13 protein-coding genes are annotated in these 17280 nt (G+C 65.4%); 2 read left to right on the top strand and 11 right to left on the bottom strand.

The genetic code is table 11. From position 1 onward, the window contains the following. The first annotated feature begins 81 nt into the window (after window positions 1-81). Entirely contained in the window at window positions 82-1407 is a 1326-nt protein-coding gene (locus AC1D1B_RS03240; RefSeq protein ID WP_477329301.1) for a bifunctional folylpolyglutamate synthase/dihydrofolate synthase, read from the top strand. 26 nt (window positions 1408-1433) lie between these two features. After that, on the top strand, window positions 1434-1853 hold the full coding sequence (locus AC1D1B_RS03235) for a VOC family protein (RefSeq protein WP_477329299.1): 420 nt from the start codon (window positions 1434-1436) through the stop codon (window positions 1851-1853). A 10-nt stretch (window positions 1854-1863) separates the two neighbouring features. Here AC1D1B_RS03235 and AC1D1B_RS03230 read toward each other — a convergent pair whose 3' ends face one another. The 11 genes from AC1D1B_RS03230 to AC1D1B_RS03180 all read right to left on the bottom strand — a co-directional run bounded on the left by AC1D1B_RS03230 (window position 1864) and on the right by AC1D1B_RS03180 (window position 17270). Next, the gene (locus AC1D1B_RS03230) at window positions 1864-2145 is read right to left on the bottom strand and encodes a cupin domain-containing protein (RefSeq protein ID WP_023681396.1); all 282 of its coding nucleotides are present in this window, start codon (window positions 2143-2145) and stop codon (window positions 1864-1866) included. Between the two features lie 132 nt (window positions 2146-2277). Then, on the bottom strand, window positions 2278-2601 hold the full coding sequence (gene trxA / locus AC1D1B_RS03225) for a thioredoxin (protein ID WP_023672297.1): 324 nt from the start codon (window positions 2599-2601) through the stop codon (window positions 2278-2280). Window positions 2602-2674: 73 nt separating this feature from the next. Then, window positions 2675-6193 (bottom strand): double-strand break repair helicase AddA, encoded by a 3519-nt coding sequence (gene addA, locus AC1D1B_RS03220; protein WP_477329297.1) that lies wholly within the window; start codon window positions 6191-6193, stop codon window positions 2675-2677. Next, entirely contained in the window at window positions 6190-9321 is a 3132-nt protein-coding gene (gene addB, locus AC1D1B_RS03215; RefSeq protein WP_477329295.1) for a double-strand break repair protein AddB, read from the bottom strand. Before addB ends, addA begins: the two co-directional genes overlap by 4 nt. Next, the gene (locus AC1D1B_RS03210; protein WP_477330525.1) at window positions 9318-10016 is read right to left on the bottom strand and encodes a nucleotidyltransferase family protein; all 699 of its coding nucleotides are present in this window, start codon (window positions 10014-10016) and stop codon (window positions 9318-9320) included. The genes addB and AC1D1B_RS03210 overlap by 4 nt, the downstream gene beginning before the upstream one ends. A 14-nt stretch (window positions 10017-10030) precedes the next feature. After that, window positions 10031-11542: a tRNA (adenosine(37)-N6)-threonylcarbamoyltransferase complex ATPase subunit type 1 TsaE gene (gene tsaE, locus AC1D1B_RS03205; RefSeq protein WP_477329293.1), complete on the bottom strand. Its 1512-nt coding sequence runs from the start codon at window positions 11540-11542 to the stop codon at window positions 10031-10033. 8 nt (window positions 11543-11550) lie between these two features. Further along, window positions 11551-14115 (bottom strand): sensor histidine kinase, encoded by a 2565-nt coding sequence (locus AC1D1B_RS03200; RefSeq protein WP_477329291.1) that lies wholly within the window; start codon window positions 14113-14115, stop codon window positions 11551-11553. 187 nt (window positions 14116-14302) lie between these two features. Continuing rightward, on the bottom strand, window positions 14303-15703 hold the full coding sequence (ahcY, locus tag AC1D1B_RS03195; RefSeq protein WP_477329289.1) for an adenosylhomocysteinase: 1401 nt from the start codon (window positions 15701-15703) through the stop codon (window positions 14303-14305). A 252-nt stretch (window positions 15704-15955) separates the two neighbouring features. Beyond that, on the bottom strand, window positions 15956-16246 hold the full coding sequence (locus AC1D1B_RS03190) for an HPr family phosphocarrier protein (protein ID WP_181056806.1): 291 nt from the start codon (window positions 16244-16246) through the stop codon (window positions 15956-15958). After that, window positions 16243-16644 carry a PTS sugar transporter subunit IIA gene (locus tag AC1D1B_RS03185; RefSeq protein ID WP_142868692.1) on the bottom strand — a complete coding sequence of 134 codons (402 nt, stop codon included), beginning with the start codon at window positions 16642-16644 and terminating at the stop codon, window positions 16243-16245. The genes AC1D1B_RS03190 and AC1D1B_RS03185 overlap by 4 nt, the downstream gene beginning before the upstream one ends. Window positions 16645-16808: 164 nt before the next feature. Then, on the bottom strand, window positions 16809-17270 hold the full coding sequence (locus tag AC1D1B_RS03180; protein WP_477329288.1) for an HPr kinase/phosphorylase: 462 nt from the start codon (window positions 17268-17270) through the stop codon (window positions 16809-16811). Between the last annotated feature and the right edge of the window lie 10 nt (window positions 17271-17280).

Below are 17280 nucleotides of genomic sequence, written 5' to 3'. Positions count from 1 at the left end.
TGTTTCGCGCAGTATTTTGTTGCGCATGATCCTTTCCGAAAACCGATTCCGGTTTTCGGGGTCATGCGCTAGGATTCTCTTATGACCACACTTGCCGCAGACCGCGAAATCGACGCCTTGATGGCGCTGCATCCGAAAGGCTTCGACCTTTCGCTCGACCGCATCACACGGCTGCTCGAACGCCTCGGCAATCCGCAGGACCGGCTGCCGCCGGTCATCCACATCGCCGGCACCAACGGCAAGGGCTCATGCGCGGCCTTTTCGCGCGCGCTGCTCGAAGCCGGCGGACACCTTGTCCATGTCCACACCTCGCCGCATCTGGTGAACTGGGCCGAGCGCTACCGGCTGGCGGCCGAGGGTGGCGGAAAACTGGTCGACGACGAGACTTTCGCCGAGGCCATCGCCCGCGTCGCCGGGGCCAATGCCGGCCAGAAGATCACCGTCTTCGAAATCCTCACCGCCGTCACCTTCGTGCTGTTTTCCGAACATCCGGCCGCTGCCGCCATCATCGAGGTCGGCCTTGGCGGCCGCTTCGACGCCACCAATGTCGTCGCCAGGCCGGCGGTGTCGGTCATCATGCCGGTGTCGATGGACCACGAAGCCTATCTCGGCGACCGGGTCGAGCTGATCGCCGCCGAAAAGGCCGGCATCATGAAGCGCGGCTGCCCGGTGGTCATCGGCGCGCAGGAGAGCGAGACGGCGCTGCAGGTGCTGATCGAGACCGCCGAGCGGCTCGATTGCCCGACTTTCGTCTATGGCCAGGATTTCCTCGCCTTCGAGGAAAACGGCCGCATGGTCTACCAGGACGAGGACGGGCTGATGGACCTGCCGCCGCCGCGCCTGCCCGGACGCCACCAGTTCGCCAACGCCGCGGCAGCGATTGCCGCAGTCAAGGCCGCCGGCTTCGAGATCAGCCACCGCGCCACGGAGAAGGCGATGGCCACCGTCGCCTGGCCGGGCCGCATGCAGAAGTTGGCGCAGGGCAAGCTGGCGGAGCTGGCGCCCAAAGGCGCCGACATCTGGCTCGACGGCGGCCACAATCCGGGCGCCGGTGTGGTCATTGCCGAAGCTTTGGCTGAACAGGAGGAAAAGAACCCGCGACCGCTGTTCCTGATCTCCGGCATGATCAGCACCAAGGACCAGAGTGGCTATTTCCACGCTTTCAAGGGTCTGGTCCGTCACGTCTACACGGTGCCGGTTAGCCTCAGCGACGCCGGCGTGCCGAATGACGAGCTGGCGGTCCGCGCAACGGAAGCCGGTCTCACCGCCGAGCCGGTCAGCTCAGTTGCCAGCGCGCTGATGCTGCTGCGCGACACCTGGGACGGGCCGGCGCCGCGCATCCTGATCGGTGGTTCCTTGTATCTCGCCGGCGCGGTGCTGGCCGAGAATGGCACGCCGCCGACCTGAGGCCAGACTTTCGCGAGGAGCCCGTCATGATCAAGGTGAAGCAGCTCGCCCATGTCTGCATTTTTGCGCATGACCTCGAAGCGACGCGAAGCTTCTACCGCGACGTGCTCGGCCTCGACACGCAGTTCAATTTCCTGCGCGACGGCAAGATTTTCGGCTTCTACCTCAATTGTGGCGGCCGCAGCCATGTCGAGGTCTTCCAGAAGGGCGGCACTGCATATAGCGAGCAGAACCAGATCAACCATTTCTGCCTTGAGGTGGAAGATATCGACGCGGCGATCGCCCATATCAGCGCGAAGGGCATCGATGTCACGGCCAAAAAACACGCCTGCGACGACACGTTTCAGGCCTGGATCCGCGACCCCAACGGCGTGAAGATCGAGCTGTTCGAATACACAGCAAAAAGCGCCCAATTCACCGGCGGCGACCGCATCGCCGACTGGTAATTGCGTCGGCCTATTTCAGCTCGATCTCGATGAAGGCGTATTCGCCGTCATTGGCGCTGATGACGTCGTGCTCGACGCCCTCCTTGCGGAAATAGGGCGCACCCTTCTTCATCTCGGCGAAGCTTTCTCCGTCCTTGGTCACCAGCTTCACCTTGCCGTCCATTAGCGGCACCACGACATAGTCGTGGCCGTGCCGGTGCCAGCCGGTGTTGTCGCCCGGCTGGAAGCGGTATTCGGTGACGATGACGCGCTCATTGTCGATGAAGACGGTAGCCTTGGCGGATCCGGTCATAGGTCTCTCCTGTCATCCCCAAGCAGATGACATGGAGTGCGCCGATGCGAGGGCCAGAGGCGGTCGGACGATGACGCCAAAGAAAAAGCCCGGCGCGAGGGCCGGGCTTCGGTGTCGGAAATTGCTATGAGATCAGGCGAGGCTGCCATTGATCCAGTGCGACAGCGCGGTCTTCGGCGCGGCGCCGACCTTCATGTCGGCCACTTCGCCGCCCTTGAAGATCATCAGCGTCGGGATCGAGCGCACGCCGAACTGCGCGGCAAGCTCGGGGTTCTCATCGATGTTCAGCTTGGCGATCTTGATCTTGTCGCCGAGCTCATTGGCGATCTCTTCCAGCGATGGACCGATCATCTTGCATGGGCCGCACCATTCCGCCCAGAAATCCACGACGACGGGCTGCGAGGCGTTGAGCACATCGGCCTGGAAATTGCTCTTGTCGACCTTGACGGTGGCCATGCGAAAATCCTTTCGAAATTTATCTCGCACCAAATGTGGTGGTTAGGGCGGCGTTCTTCAAGCAGAACTTGTGTCACGCTCCCGTGAGTCGGGCAAGGGCATCGTCCATGGCCTGCGCCGGCAGCTCGATCAGCCTCGGCGCCTCGGTAAACAGCAGCGCCGCCGTTACCGCTCGGCCCGGATAAAGCGGCTTCAGCAGCGCGCGGTAGAGCGCCAGCTGCAGGATATAGGCCGGTGGTACCTGAGCGAGTGTGGCCGGCGCCGGCCGGTTGGTCTTGTAGTCGACGATCGAAACGCGCTCGGGCGTCACCGCCAGCCGATCGATCTTGCCGGAGATCGAGCGCAATCTGCCCTTGACCTCGAGGCTGCCCATGACCGCGACTTCGGCGCGGGACGAGGGCGAGAACAGCTCGGCAAAACGCGAATCCCCGAGGATCGCCATCACCGAGGCCAGCGCCTTGCTGCGTTCGGCTTCAGTCCAATCGGCGCCGGCACGGCTTAGATACTGCCCCGCCGCGCCTTGCCGTTCGCCCTCGGGGAAACCGGGCAGCATCTGCAGCAGCTTGTGCATCGTCAGGCCGCGCATCACCGCAAAACCGGGCTCCGCCTCGCTGTCGAGTACCGGCGAGCGCGTATCGACGACAGCCTCCTTACCCTCGTCGATCAGGGCCGAGGCGCCGGAGGGCGACAGCGGGCGCGGCAGTTCCTCATAAGGCGGCAAGGCCCGGTAGAGGCTTTCCGGCAGCGGCATGACCTGCGGCGGCAGTCGCGTCTCGTCTGCCGCCGCCTGCGCCACTGGCGGCAGCTTGGTCATGACAAAGCGGTGCACCGGCTCGCCGCTGGCGGGGTGGCGGCGCTCCGTGCTTTCCGGTGCGCCGGTCAGCGCGCGGCTGACGATCGAATGCCAGGTGCCAGTGCTGGGCGCGCGTTTGCCGTGATAGCCGCAGACGATCAGCCGGTCCTCGGCGCGCGTCATGCCTACATAGAGCAGCCGGCGATATTCGTCATCGGCAAGTTCCCGCGCCCGGGCGGAAGCCGTCTTGGAAAAGCCGTTGGCGACGTCGGCGGCCGAGCGCCAGAGATAGCCCTTGCCGTCAAAATTGCGGCCCGACCCTTGGAACGGCATCAGCCGCGGCAAATGCTGGTCGCTGAACGGCGCCGAGCCGCCATCGACCAGGAAGACGACAGGGGCTTCCAGGCCCTTGGCGGCGTGTACGGTCATGACGCGAACCTCGTCGCGCGTCTGGTCCATCTCGCGCTTGATCTCCGGGCCGGTGTTTTCGAGCGTCGCCAGGAAGGCCTCCAGCCCAGGCAGGCCGGTACGTTCCTCGGCCAGGCAAAAGCTCAGGAATTCGTCGAGAATGTCGCCGGCCTCCGGGCCGAGCCGGGCGATCATCTTCTTGCGCAGGCCGTCGCGCGCCAGCACACCGGCATAGAATTCGAACACCGGCCCGAACGCCGCCTCATTGGCCCAGCCGTCGAGCCGGGTGACGATAGCGGCCAGCGTGGCATTGTCGCCGGCATGATGCCGAAGCGACGCGATCAGCGATGTCGCGGCCGGCCTTCCCGCGCCAAGCGCAAACAGCGTCTCTTCCGACACGTCGAAGATCGGGCTGCGCAGCACGGCGGCGAGCGACAGATCGTCCTGCGGCTGGATGAGGAAATGGCCGAGCGCGATCAGGTCCTTCACAGCGATGTGGCCGGGCAGGCTCAGCCGGTCGGCGCCGGCGACCGGGATATCGCGGTCTTTCAGCGCTCGCGACAGCGCATGCACGAAGCGGTCGCGCTTGCGCACCAGCACGAGAATGTCGCCGGCCCTCAGCCTGCGGCCCTTGCCTTCGATGATCTCGCGATCCTTGAGCCAGGCCTGGATGGTCGCCGCCACATGTTCGGCCACCCGCACCGCCGGCGCGCTGGCGTGGTTGACCGGCAGCGTCCAGTCGTCGGGCTCCTCGACGGCGTCAGCGCCGAGCGACGGCCAGACCTCGACATAGCCAGGCGCGTCGTTGCGGATTGCCTTGTGGTCAAGCGGATCGGGGTCATGGCTGATGCCGCGCCGCACGACTGGATCGGCAAAGACGCGGTCGACAGCGGCCAGCACGTCGTCGGTCGAACGGAACGACCAGGTCAGCTTGAGGTCGGCAAACGAGGCTTCGGCGTCGCGCACGCGCCCGGCAAACAAAAGCCGGCTGTCGGCAAAGGAATCGGGTGCTGCCCCCTGGAACGAATAGATCGACTGCTTTTCGTCGCCGACGGCAAACACCGTACGATTGCCGGCGCCCCGCTGGCCGTGGCCGGCAAAGAACTCTTCCGCCAGCCGCTTCACCACCTCCCACTGGTCCGGGCTGGTGTCCTGCGCCTCGTCGAGCAGGATGTGGTCGATGCCCTGGTCGAGCTTGTATTGCACCCAGGGTCCGGCATCGGGCCGCGCGAGAAGATTGACCGTGCGGGTGATGAGGTCGTTGAAGTCGAGGAAGCTGCGGCCGCGCTTCAGGCGCTCGTAACGCACGATCAGCCAGTCGGCGATGGTCAGCGCCGCAACCGTTCCTTCCAGCATCCTGAACAGCGCCAGCCGGTCGGAGACCTCGACGATCGCCTTGACCGCCGCCAGATAGCGATCGGGAAGATCGGGCAGCCGGTCGAGCAGCGCCTTCTTGAACGCCTTTGTCGGATCGTACGGGTCGCCGTCGGCCTTGAGGAAAGCCTTGCCCAGCATCTGCAGCCGACGGATCGGATCGGTCTCGGCAAAGGCCAAGCGGGCATAGGGCAAGAGATTGTTGAGCACGGTGCGGGCGTCGGCGACCTCGGCGGCGTTGGCGAACACGGCAAAGAAATCAGGCAGGAAGCCCGGCAGCGGCCAGACCGATGCCGCTATGTCTTCGGCGCTCTGGCCGGGGCGGAAATGGAATTCCTCGAACAGGGCCTGAAAGCCTACGCCCTGGCGCCTCACCGCATCGATAAAGCCCCGCAACCCGTCGCGCTTGCGCACGATTTCGGTGAGCAGGGCATCGAGCCCGTGTTCGCCGCCGCGTTCCAGCACGGTGGCGAAAGCCTCGGCCAGTCCGGCGTCCCCGGCTGACGTACCCGAAATCATGTCGCGGCGCGCGGCCGCGAACAGCGAGGCCTCCATTTGCGGATCAAGCAATTCGAAATGCGCCGGGATGTTGGCCTCCAGCGGGAACTGGTGCAGCACCGATTCGCAGAAGGCGTGGATGGTCTGGATCTTCAGCCCGCCCGGCGTCTCCAGCGCCTCGGCAAACAGCCGTCGCGCCCGGCGCATCGTGTCGCGGTCGGGCCGGCGATCGTCCAGCGCGGCGATGCGTGCCGCCAGGTCTGCGTCGCCCAGCGCCGTCCATTCCGACAGCGTCGAGAACACGCGGTTCGACATGTTGGCGGCCGCTGCCCGCGTATAGGTGAGGCACAGGATCTTCGACGGATCGGTGCCGTTGAGCAGCAGCCGGATGACGCGCTGGGCAAGCACATGCGTCTTGCCTGAGCCGGCATTGGCCGACACCCAGGCCGAGTTCTTCGGGTCGGAAGCGCGCGCCTGGCTGGCGGCCGTTTCGCTGGGGATGGGATAGGCCTTCTTCATGCCTCCCCCGCCTCGTCGTCGTTGTCGCCGCCGGCCGACCATTCGAGCACGCGGGCAAGATGGTCGTAATCGCCATCGCTCTCACCCTCGCGAAACGGCAGCGCCCGCGACAGATAGCCGGTCGTCGGATCGGCATAGTGGACCAGCAGCTTTTCCAGCCGCGCCCAGGCCTCTTCGGCAAGGTCTTCGGCGGTCCTGGGCTGGCGGTTGTAGTCGAGGATGGATTCCTCGAACACTTCACCATTCGGCTTCAGCCGCACGAAGGCAAGCTGCGAGGGTTCGCGGGCGCCAAGGGTTCTGAAGGCGCCGCGCCGAAGCAGCGCGCCTTCGAGCGCCAGCTGCGGCGCCAGCAGCGTGTGCGCCTGTGCCTTGGAGGGTGAGGAGCCTGTCTTGTAATCCAGAATGTCGGCCATGCCGCCGGCCAACAGGTCGACACGGTCGGCATAGCCGGACAGCGTCACGCCGGTGCGGCCGACAGCGGTTTTTTCGGCGCGCTCCTCGGCATGCCGCCGGGCGACGGCGGGAGCCCGGCCACGCGCCCATTCGATGATGTTGGCGGCGAGCTTTTCGAAGCGCGGCCACCACACGGCCTCGACATCGGCGGGAAGGGCGGCCTCGGCAAAGCAGCTCCGTCCGGCGGCGATAAGGCGCTCCAGAGCTTCCGGCGCGCGCGGATCCAGCACCTCTGTCGAGAACTGATGCAGGATGTCATGAAACAGCGTGCCGCGCTCGGCGGCACCGGGATCGCGGATCACTGGCTCGAGCGGCAGCAGGCCGAGAATGCGCCTGGCATAGACCGCATAGGGGTCGCGGCGCAGCGTCTCGATCTCTGTGACCGAGAAATGCTGCGGCCGGACAGAAAGCGGCGGTTTTGGCTGGGGCCTTGGCGCGAAATGCTGCCGCTCGCCGGCATCGAGCGCGCGCGCCCACGCCAGCAACTCGTCGCCGCGCCCGCGCAGCGCGGTCGCAGAATCCTTGCCGATGAAGGTGAGGATGCGCTGCAGCCAGCGCGACGGCACCGCCGGTGCGTCGCCAGCGCGGGCGGAGCGCGTCAGCACCACCTTCTTCGCACCCATCGCCATCTGGAAATCGTGGGCGGCAAGGCCGATGCGCCGTTCGGGCGGTTCGAGGTCGATACCGGTCTTCATCAGCCGCGACATGAAGCGGTCGCTCTCCGGCTTGCGCGGCCACACACCTTCATTCAGCCCGCCAATGACCAGCGTGTCGACATTCTGCAGCCGCGCTTCCAGCGCCCCCCAGATGGCGATGTTGCGGTCGGTGCCTTGCCCTGGCTTGACCGTCTCCGGTGCGACCAGCGCGTCCATCACATCAGGCCATTCGTCGGCGGCGAAGTCGAATGACGCCGAGGCCGCGACCACGCCGCGCAGCAGCTCGGCAAGTTTTTCGCCGGCATCGCCGGCATAAAGTTCGACGAGACTGCCGTCGGCCGTGCGGCCGAGATTTTCCAGCGCGGCAACGCTCGCTCTGGTCAGCGCGACGAGATCGGCGTTCTCTTCGCCACGAAAGGCAGCCAGCGGCGCCAGTGCCGTCACAAGCCGGTTCAGCAGGTCGCGAGCATCCTCGATGCCGCGCACGGTCAGGCGCGAAAACCAGAAGGGCTGGCGCTTGTCGCCACTCAGGCCGGCAAGACGGTCGTCGAACAGCGCCGGCAAAGAGGCGATGTCGGGGCGTCCGGTGCCGCCGCGCAGCGCCACCAGTTCGATGAGCTCGGCGGCATGGCGCACGCCGGTGCGCTCCAGTCCGAGCCCGAGCAGCGGATGCTTGAGCAGCGACAGCAGGCCAACCGGATCGCCGGGCCGGAACACGGCCTGCAGCGTCAGCCGCAGCAGGCTGGCCGCCGGTGTATTGGCGAGCGGCGTGCCGCCGGAATCGTCAGCGACGACGCCGAAGCGCAGAAGCTCGGCCGAGACGCGCCGCGCCAGCCCGCGGTCGCCGGTAACGAGCGCTGCCCTTTGTCCCGGCTGTTCGACAGCAGTCTTCAGCGCGATGGCGATCGCCACCGCCTCGTCACGCTCGCTGGCGGCTTCCACCAGCGTCACATCGGCGAAGGCCTCGGCGATGTCGCCGGCATTGAAGCGGATGCGTGTCTCGGCCCACAATTCTGTGGTCTCGGCCGGCCGCAGCGCCTCGCCGACAAGCGCGGCACGAAGCGCCAGTGCCGGCTCTGCTGCTACCACCTCCTCGACATCGCCGCGCAGCACACCGATCTTGCCGATCAGCTTGGCCATGCCGTATTGCGGGTGGCCGAGCAGTGCCGGCCGTGCGCCGGGCGCTGCAATCGCGGCAAAGGACGGCTCATCCAGCATCCCATCGAGACCGGGCAACACCACGGCGCCGTTGGGCAGGCCGGCGACCGCTGCGAGCAGTTCGGCCGTGGCGGGAATAGAGCCCGTCGAGCCGGCGGCAATCACCGGGCCTCTCGGCGGATTGCGTTCAAGCCGCTTAGCCTCACGCCGGATCAGCGCGTTGCGGTGCGCGGCCGGGTTGGAGCGGTCGCGCTCCTCAAGCAATTTAGGCCAGGCGTCGGTGACGATGCGAAGGAAATCGAGCGTTACCAGCCACCAGCCGGCAAGATTGCCGGTCACCAGATCGGCAAGCCTGGTCCAGTCGGTGCCTTCGGTTTCGATCTCGTCCATCAGCCGGGCAAGGTCGCGCGCCAGCCAGATCGCATCGGCGGCGGAGGCCGGCACGACGATCTCCTCGTTGAACATCGCCCGCACATGCGCCGGCAAGGTGCGCTTCCAGGCGCGGACCAGTGGCGCCAGCAGCAGCAGGCGTTCGATGGCTGCGATCGGCGGCGCCATTTCAAGCTCGGTCGGCGTGCCGGCGTCAAAGTCGTCCTCGTCGAACTCGCCGAGCGGGCGGATGACCGGCAGGATCGCTGAACGGCCGCTTGCTCCAGGTCCGGAAAGCGCGTCGACGAAGGCGCCACGGAGAGCGCGGGCCGCACGCCGTGTCGGCACATAGATGGTGACGTCGGCCAGCGCCAGCGGATCGCCGTCGAAGCGGAAACCCGGCGCCAGCCGTCCGGCCAGCAAGGCCTCGGCCAGAGTCGGCAGGAACGGCGCTCCGGGCGGAATGGAGAGAACGCGGCGCGAGCCGCTCATACGGCCCTTGCGAGGGCGACCGCCGCTTCCGCCTGCGGAACGGCATCGGGCGTGCCGACGGTGATCCAGCGGCCGCGCATCTGCATGCCGAACAGGCGGCCCGCTAATATCGCCTGGTCGAAATAGGCGTTGAGCGAATGTGCCCCTGTCGGCGCACCCTCAAAGATGCCGGGATTGATGATCGCCGCTCCGGCATAAATCAGCCCGACCGGATCGCCTTTCGAGCGCCTCAGGCCGCCATCCGGCGCTATCAGGAAATCCGTGCCGACGCAGTGTCCGGTCGCCGAGTCGAGATCGGTAAGCATCAGCAGAATATCCATTTTCGCGCCGTCCCATGCAAGGGAAAGGCGCTCAAGGCTGGGCTGGCCGCTATCGATCCAGAACGTGTCGGCATTGATGATGTAGAAGGGTTCGGCACCCAGCAGCGGCAATGCCTTGACGATGCCGCCGGCCGAGTTCAGCAGCGCGTCGCCCTCGTCGGAAATAATGATTTTCGGCGCCTGCCTGTGGGCGACATGGGCGACGATCTGGTCCGGCAGATAATGCACGTTGACGACAGCTTTCTCGACGCCGGCTGCTTCCAGGCTGTCCAGCCCCCAATCGAGCAAGGTCTTGCCGGCGATCTTCACCAGCGGCTTCGGCATCGTGTCGGTGATCGGCCGCATGCGCTTGCCGAGACCCGCCGCCAGCACCATCGCGGTGGTCAGGGTCACGGCGCGCGTTCCTCCAGCAGGCCATGCACCATGTAAAACTCCTTCAGCCCGGCCAGCGCCGGATGCGCCAGCGCCCGCCTGAGATAGTCGCGGATACGCGGCAGGTGCTTCAGATAATAGGGCTTGCCGTCGCGCTTTTCGAGCCGCACGAAAATGCCGAGGATCTTCGAATTGCGCTGTGCCGCCATGATTGCGTACGCCTCGCGGAAACCCGCCTCGTCGAAGCCGCCGGCGGCATGGCGCGCGGCAACATAGGCGTCGACGGTCCGCTGCTCGATCTCAGGCGAAACGGTAACGCGGGCATCCATGGCGAGCGATGCGACGTCATAGGCGGCAGGGCCGATCAGCGCGTCCTGGACATCGACGATACCGAGACGGTCATGACCGGTGCGCTCGCCGCGCCAGATGATGTTGGGCGAGTGGAAGTCGCGCAGCATCAGCGTGTACGCGCTGGTGTCCAACCGGTCGAGAGCCGCGTTCCATTCCCTGTGATAGCCGGCGCGCAAAGCCTCGCTTGCCGGTTCGCCCGTGACCATCGGCACATACCAGTCGACCAGCAGATCAGCTTCGATCAGCATCGCATCGCGATCGAAAGGCGGCACCTCGTGGAAAACGCCCGGGACGGCCTCCATGCGTTGCGGCCACACCTGGCCATGCATCATCGCCAACAATTCGGCCGCCGCCGCGCAGCGCTCGGCCACCGGTTCGCCGTGGCCGTCGAGAAAGCCTTCCGAGCCCAGATGCTCCAGCAGCAGAAACCCTTGCTCGAGATCTTCGGCGTGGATGAGGGGAACGCTGACGCCTTGCGCCAGCAGCGCCTTGTCGATGGCGACAAAGGCGGTGACCGATTGCGCGGTGTGGGCGATCACCGCGTAGGGTTTGCCGTCGCGCACTGGCGGCCCGAGCACCAGCCGCGGCGAGTTCATCAGCACGCGCGGCGCAAAGCTGGCGAGCGAGACGATCTCATAGGAACGCGCCGAAGCGTCGCCGACGAAATGGCGCCGCGCGGCCTCGCCCCAGCCGGCCGTTTCAAGGAAATCGCGCATCGCCAGCGAGCGAGCGACTCGGTCGAAGGCGGCACCTTCGCCCGACAGCCGAGCCATGCGGCCTTCGCCTTGATGGACGAGTTCGATCCAGATCGACGTCCTGGGCAGGGCGGCTTCGGCCCGCTCCGGCCACTCAACCAGGGCAGCGCCCTGCAGCAGCGCTTCGTCAAAACCCAGTTCGTCGATCTCGCCGGCTGAGGACAGCCGGTAGAGATCGAAATGATGGGCGGGAATGCGCGTGTCGTAGCTCTGCACCAAAGTGAAGGTTGGGCTCGGTACGTCGAGGCTGGCATCGTCGGCCAGCGCCCTGATCAAGGCACGCGCCAGCGTCGATTTGCCGGCGCCGAGATCGCCCTTGAGCGCCAGCACATCGCCCGGCCGCAGCGCCATGGCCAGATCTTCGCCCATCCTTGAGGTAGCAGCTTCGTCGGCGAGAAAACGCTCCAGCACAGCAACAGTCATCGAGCGCGCTACTCGGCCGCGGCGCGGATGCCCGACGGTGCATCGGGGAAGGTGCAGATAACGGTGGTGCCCTGGTCCTTGCCGGTCTCGATGCGGACGTTGCCGCCATGCAGCTCGACAAAGCTCTTGACGATCGACAGGCCTAAGCCCGCGCCACGCCGGCGTCCGCCATTGGTGCGCGGCTCGAAGCGGCGGAACACCGAATCGAGCAGGTCCGGCGGCATGCCGGGGCCGTCATCATGGACGGAGAACTCCACGCCTTGCTCCAGCTGGCGGCAGGCCAGCGTGATCGTGCTCGCCTCCGGCGCATAATTGGCGGCGTTGCTGAGCAGATTGTAGAGGATCTGGCGGACCCGGGTCTCGTCGCCATGAAAACTCTTCGGCGCTGCCTCGGCGTCTATCTTGAGCTTGATCGCATGCTCTTCCAGCCGGTCGGCGACCAGTTCTGCGGCCGCCTGGATGGTGCGCTCTACGCTCACCTCCGAAATGTCGAGCTGCATGATGCCGGCGTCGACGGTGGCGAGGTCGAGTATGTCGTTGACGATGGTCAGCAGCACCGAAGATGACGAGCCGACATGCTCGACATATTCGCGCTGCTTGGGGCTGAGCGGCCCAGTCGCCGGCAGCGACAACAACTCGGTGAAGCCGATAATGTTGGTCAGCGGCGAGCGCAGCTCATAGGAGACATGCTGCACGAACTCGTTCTTCAGCTGGTCGGATTTCTGCAGCGCCTCGTTCTTGTCCTTCAGCGCACGCTCGACATTGACGCTGTCGGTGACGTCGACGAAGGTCATCATCACCTGCCCGTTGGGCAGCGGGATGACGGCGTAGCTGAGCACGGTGCCGTTGTTCAGTTCGGTCTGTCCGTGGCGCTCGCGGCGCTCGTCGTCGAAACCGGTGATGGCGGCGACGAAGCCGCCCCACGGGCTGTCGACGGCGCGCTGGTCGCTGAGATCGCGGATCGCCTGGACATGGACATTGGGTTTGACCACATCCTGGCTCAGCCCCCACAGGGCGACAAAGGCCGGGTTGGACAGGCGCAGCCGCCCATCGGGGCCGAACACCGCGACGCCTTCGGCCAGATTGTCGAGCGTCTCCCCCTGGACCCGCACCGCGGTCTGGTAACGGCTTTCGAGGTCCATCTTCTCGGTCAGGTTCTCGAACACCCAGGTCACGCCGCCCTTAGGCTGCGGGTTGGCGACCACGCGGATGGTCTTGCCATCAGGCAGATGCCACCAGTGCTCCTGCGATTCCACCGCGCGGTAGGCGTTAAGAAGGCCTTCCTTCCAGCGCCGCCATTCCGGCTGTTCGGCGATCTTGCCTTCGCTGCGCAGCCGGTCGAGCAAAAGCGCATTGTCGGGCGCGCTGTGCAGGAAGCCGGAGTCCAGTCCCCACAGTTTCTGGAATGCCTGGTTGAAGAAGCGCAGCTTCTCGTCGGTATCGAAGATCGCCACCGCCGTGTTGAGCTGGTCGAGCGTGTCGGCATGGCTGCGCACCGTGCGCTCATATTCGCCGCGGATGGTTTCGGTGGCGCTGGTATCGGAGGCAAGGCCGGCCGAGCCGTCGGCGCCGGCGAAATCGGTGACGGCAAAGACCCGGCGGTCGCCCTCTATCACCGTCGACAGCGTCTGTTCGAAGACCGGGCGCGTTCTGTGCTGCGCGGCGATCTGTTCGCGCGCCTGGCCGCCGAGGAATTCCTTGGCTTCGCGCACTGCGGTTTCGGCGCTCGAGGCTTCGACCGCTCCGGCATAGGCGCGGTTGACCCATTTCAGCCGTCCGTCGGCGGCGCGCAGCCATGCCGGCATCGGCAAGGCGTCGAACAGGCCGATCATGGTGTCGTAATCGGCGGCCAGCCGCTGGTTCTCGATCTTCAGCCTGGCCTGGCTTCGCTGCGTTTCGGAAAGCGAGACGAAGCGCACCAGCACATGCGCGGCACTCTTGCGGCCGTGCACTTCGAGCGGCGCCCCGGCCTGCGATTCGATGACGAGGTCGAACGGTTTCGCTTTCTCGCGCAGTCCCGCGACGGCATTTTCGAGCGCGGCCGCCGAGCGCGGCATCAGCCAGCGGCCGAAGGCGAGGAACGCTGCACGGTCTTCCGGTGCACCGCTTTCGAGCGGCAAGGTTCCGATCAGCTCCGGCTTCTTGTTTTCCGAAGCCCAGACGATGATGCGCTGGTCGCGCAGATTGAGCAGCGCTTCCGAACGCTGTAGCGCCGCGTTGACGTCGGCGATGCGGGCCCTGAGCTCGACATTCTGCGCCGAGGTGCGGGCTCTTTCACGGATCAGGAAGATGGCCGAGACCAGTGCGGCGCCCATGACGCCGACGAACATGGCGAGTTGGATGACCTCGACCGCGCTGACCGACAGCCCGGCGTTCTGCGCAATGGCTGGCTCGGCATGCGCGGCGAAGGAAAGCAGCGGACCGGCAAGAGCGGACGTGGCGAGAAAGCCCGCGACGCGGGCGCCGACGCACCTCTTCAGGCCACCGCCTGCCGTGGCGGAGCCAGTGATCTCGGAATCGTCATGGCCGCCGGAAACGGCCCATCCCGCGCGAGGCGGGTTTTCCCCCGGCATGTCTTGGTCCTCTTCGCCGCCTGAATGCAAGACCGCCCAGCTGCGTGCGCCGGCCCTCGTCCCCGGCCCGCGAATCACCACAATAGCGCGTGCTGGAATCGGCGTGAAGAATCATTCAGCGCAAAAAAGAAGCCGGGCGAAATGTCAATCGCCCGGCTTCAATATCTAGTGGTAACTTGCGCTATGCTTAATAGCGGTAGTGTTCCGGCTTGAACGGACCCTGCGGAGTCACGCCGATATAGGCGGCCTGTTCGCCGGACAGTTCGGTCAGGCGGGCGCCGAGCTTGTCGAGATGCAGGCGTGCCACCTTCTCGTCGAGATGCTTGGGCAGCACATAGACCTGGTTCTGGTACTGGCCCGGCTTGGTGTAGAGCTCGATCTGCGCCAGAACCTGGTTGGTGAACGAGGCCGACATCACGAAGCTCGGATGGCCGGTGGCGTTGCCGAGGTTGAGCAGGCGGCCCTCGGACAGCAGGATCATCCGCTTGCCGTCCGGGAAGGTGATCATGTCGACCTGCGGCTTGACGTTGGTCCATTTCAGGTTGCGCAGCGACGCCACCTGGATCTCATTGTCGAAGTGGCCGATGTTGCCGACGATCACCATGTCCTTCATCGAGCGCATGTGGTCGAGAGTGACGACATCCTTGTTGCCGGTGGTGGTGATGACGATGTCGGCGGTCGGAGCCGCATCTTCCAGCGTGACGACTTCAAAGCCGTCCATCGCCGCCTGCAGCGCGCAGATCGGATCGACCTCGGTGACCTTGACGCGGGCGCCGGCGCCCTTGAGCGAGGCCGACGAACCCTTGCCGACGTCGCCATAGCCACAGACGACCGCGACCTTGCCGGCCATCATGGTGTCGGTGCCGCGGCGAATGCCGTCGACCAGCGATTCCTTGCAGCCATACTTGTTGTCGAACTTCGACTTGGTGACCGAGTCATTGACGTTGATCGCCGGGAAGGGCAGCAGGCCCTTCTTCTGCAGCTGGTAGAGGCGGTTGACGCCCGTCGTCGTCTCTTCGGTGACGCCGCGGATGGCCTCCTTCTGCTTGGTGAAGAAGCCGGGCGACGCCTTCAGGCGCTTCTTCACCTGGGCGTAGAAGTATTCCTCTTCCTCGCTCTGCGGGTTGGACAGCACGTCCTCGCCGGCTTCGGCGCGGGCGCCGATCAGAATGTACATGGTGGCGTCGCCGCCATCGTCGAGGATCATGTTGGAGAGGCCGCCATCGGCCCACTGGAAGATCTTGTCGGTGTAGTCCCAGTACTCCTCGAGCGACTCGCCCTTGACGGCGAACACCGGGATGCCGGCTTCGGCGATGGCCGCCGCGGCATGGTCCTGGGTCGAGAAGATGTTGCACGAAGCCCAGCGGATATCAGCGCCGAGCGTCTTCAACGTCTCGATCAGCACGGCCGTCTGGATGGTCATGTGCAGCGAGCCGGTGATGCGCGCGCCCTTCAGCGGCTTCTTGTCGCCGAATTCCTCGCGGCAAGCCATCAGGCCCGGCATTTCGGTTTCGGCGATGTCGAGTTCCTTGCGGCCCCAGCCGGCAAGCGAAATGTCGGCGACCACATAGTCCTTGCTACCTGTCATGGCAGTGCTCCGGTGTGATTTGTCTTCAGATGCGCCTGCGCCACACGGCGCGTCGAAGGGCGCGGAATGCCGGCCTGACTAGCAGATCGCCGCCAAGACGACAATGGGATATAAAGAAATCTTTATGCGCGTATGTGTTTGCGGAGCATGATCCCGAACCGCAGAACCGCGTCAGCGAAAAGTGGAAGCCGGTTTTCTCGGACAAAACGGGAAACGTTTTGTCCGGAGATCATGCTCAAACAAAAAAGAGCTTCAGCACTCTTCGCCGAAGCGTGAAGCGACCAGCTGCTCCAGTGCGTCCATCGCCGCCACGGCCTCCGTGCCGCTGGCGGTGACGCGGATCGAATAGCCGGGACTAGCCGCCAGCATCATCAGGCCCATGATCGAGGTGCCGCCGACCTTGAGGCCGTCTTTTTCGACATGGACGGTGGCGTCGAAGCCGCTGGCGACCTGGACGAACTTGGCCGAGGCGCGCGCATGCAGGCCGCGCTGGTTGACGATCGGGAACTCGCGCACGATCTCAACCGGCGACAGCGCGTTCATTTGCTGCTCAGGAGCTGGCTGGCGACGTTGATGTATTTGCGCCCGGCGGCCTGCGCCTCATCGAGCGCGGCCGCCATGTTGTCACCCTTGCGGATCGACGACAGCTTGATCAGCATCGGCAGGTTCATGCCGGCGATGACCTCCGTGCGGCCGGATTCCATCACCGAAATGGCGAGGTTGGAGGGCGTGCCGCCGAACATGTCGGTCAGAACGATGACGCCGGTCCCGGTGTCGACGCGGCCGACGGCGTCGACGATATCGCGTCTACGCTGCTCCATATCGTCATCGGCGCCGATCGCCACGGTTTCGAAATTGTCTTGTGGCCCCACGACATGTTCCACGGCATGGCGGAACTCGGCGGCCAGTTGACCGTGCGTTACAAGCACGAGTCCGATCATTCTATGGTGGCTCCCGTCATCGCCGCTTCACAGGCGCTTTTTATGCTCGCCGGCCATCCCAGGCGGCGGGAGCGCTATCTTGTCGACGCGCGGCGCGTTGACAAGCCCAAAATTGCGCCGACCTACGCCATTTTGACGCATTGCAGCAATAAATCGAAACCGGATCATGCGAAAGCCGCGATCGACAGCCGCGCCATTACGGCCGGCAAGGCCGTCGCAACGTTGCGCTCAATGAGATCGATCCGCGGTACCGGACAGCCCGCGATCGGCTCGCTGAAATCTTCCTGAAAGCGGTCCCTCGCATGCTTCGGTACCAGCCGGATATGGAGGTCGATCACCCCGCTCGGCTCGAACGACAGCGGCCGTGGCATGAATCCTGGCACTTCTGCGAGGCCGGCAATGGTGGCGGGTACGTGGCAGATCAGACGCCCGGCGTGAGTGGCCGCAAGCAGCCTGTCGTCCCCGATCAGCCGCGAAAACAGGCCGCGCGCCCGGCAATGGTCGATGAGCACCAGCGCCAGTGTCGTCTTGCCGGCGCCGGACGGTCCGGTGATAAGCACACCGCGTTCGCCGATGAGCAGCGCCGTTCCGTGAATGTTTTCCGCTTTCGGGATTGGCTCAAGCATGATCTTGTCC

Source organism: Mesorhizobium sp. P2_C5_2, from assembly GCF_056404535.1.
This window is presented reverse-complemented; position numbering and strand designations above follow the sequence as displayed.

Bases quoted from the DNA above. Each gene is read 5' to 3' on its own strand.
- AC1D1B_RS03240 (WP_477329301.1), top strand. From the start codon at position 82: ATGACCACACTTGCCGCAGACCGCGAAATCGACGCCTTGATGGCGCTG.
- AC1D1B_RS03235 (WP_477329299.1), top strand. From the start codon at position 1,434: ATGATCAAGGTGAAGCAGCTCGCCCATGTCTGCATTTTTGCGCATGAC.
- AC1D1B_RS03230 (WP_023681396.1), bottom strand. From the start codon at position 2,145: ATGACCGGATCCGCCAAGGCTACCGTCTTCATCGACAATGAGCGCGTC.
- trxA (WP_023672297.1), bottom strand. From the start codon at position 2,601: ATGGCCACCGTCAAGGTCGACAAGAGCAATTTCCAGGCCGATGTGCTC.
- addA (WP_477329297.1), bottom strand. From the start codon at position 6,193: ATGAAGAAGGCCTATCCCATCCCCAGCGAAACGGCCGCCAGCCAGGCG.
- addB (WP_477329295.1), bottom strand. From the start codon at position 9,321: ATGAGCGGCTCGCGCCGCGTTCTCTCCATTCCGCCCGGAGCGCCGTTC.
- AC1D1B_RS03210 (WP_477330525.1), bottom strand. From the start codon at position 10,016: ATGGTGCTGGCGGCGGGTCTCGGCAAGCGCATGCGGCCGATCACCGAC.
- tsaE (WP_477329293.1), bottom strand. From the start codon at position 11,542: ATGACTGTTGCTGTGCTGGAGCGTTTTCTCGCCGACGAAGCTGCTACC.
- AC1D1B_RS03200 (WP_477329291.1), bottom strand. From the start codon at position 14,115: ATGCCGGGGGAAAACCCGCCTCGCGCGGGATGGGCCGTTTCCGGCGGC.
- ahcY (WP_477329289.1), bottom strand. From the start codon at position 15,703: ATGACAGGTAGCAAGGACTATGTGGTCGCCGACATTTCGCTTGCCGGC.
- AC1D1B_RS03190 (WP_181056806.1), bottom strand. From the start codon at position 16,246: ATGAACGCGCTGTCGCCGGTTGAGATCGTGCGCGAGTTCCCGATCGTC.
- AC1D1B_RS03185 (WP_142868692.1), bottom strand. From the start codon at position 16,644: ATGATCGGACTCGTGCTTGTAACGCACGGTCAACTGGCCGCCGAGTTC.
- AC1D1B_RS03180 (WP_477329288.1), bottom strand. From the start codon at position 17,270: ATGCTTGAGCCAATCCCGAAAGCGGAAAACATTCACGGAACGGCGCTG.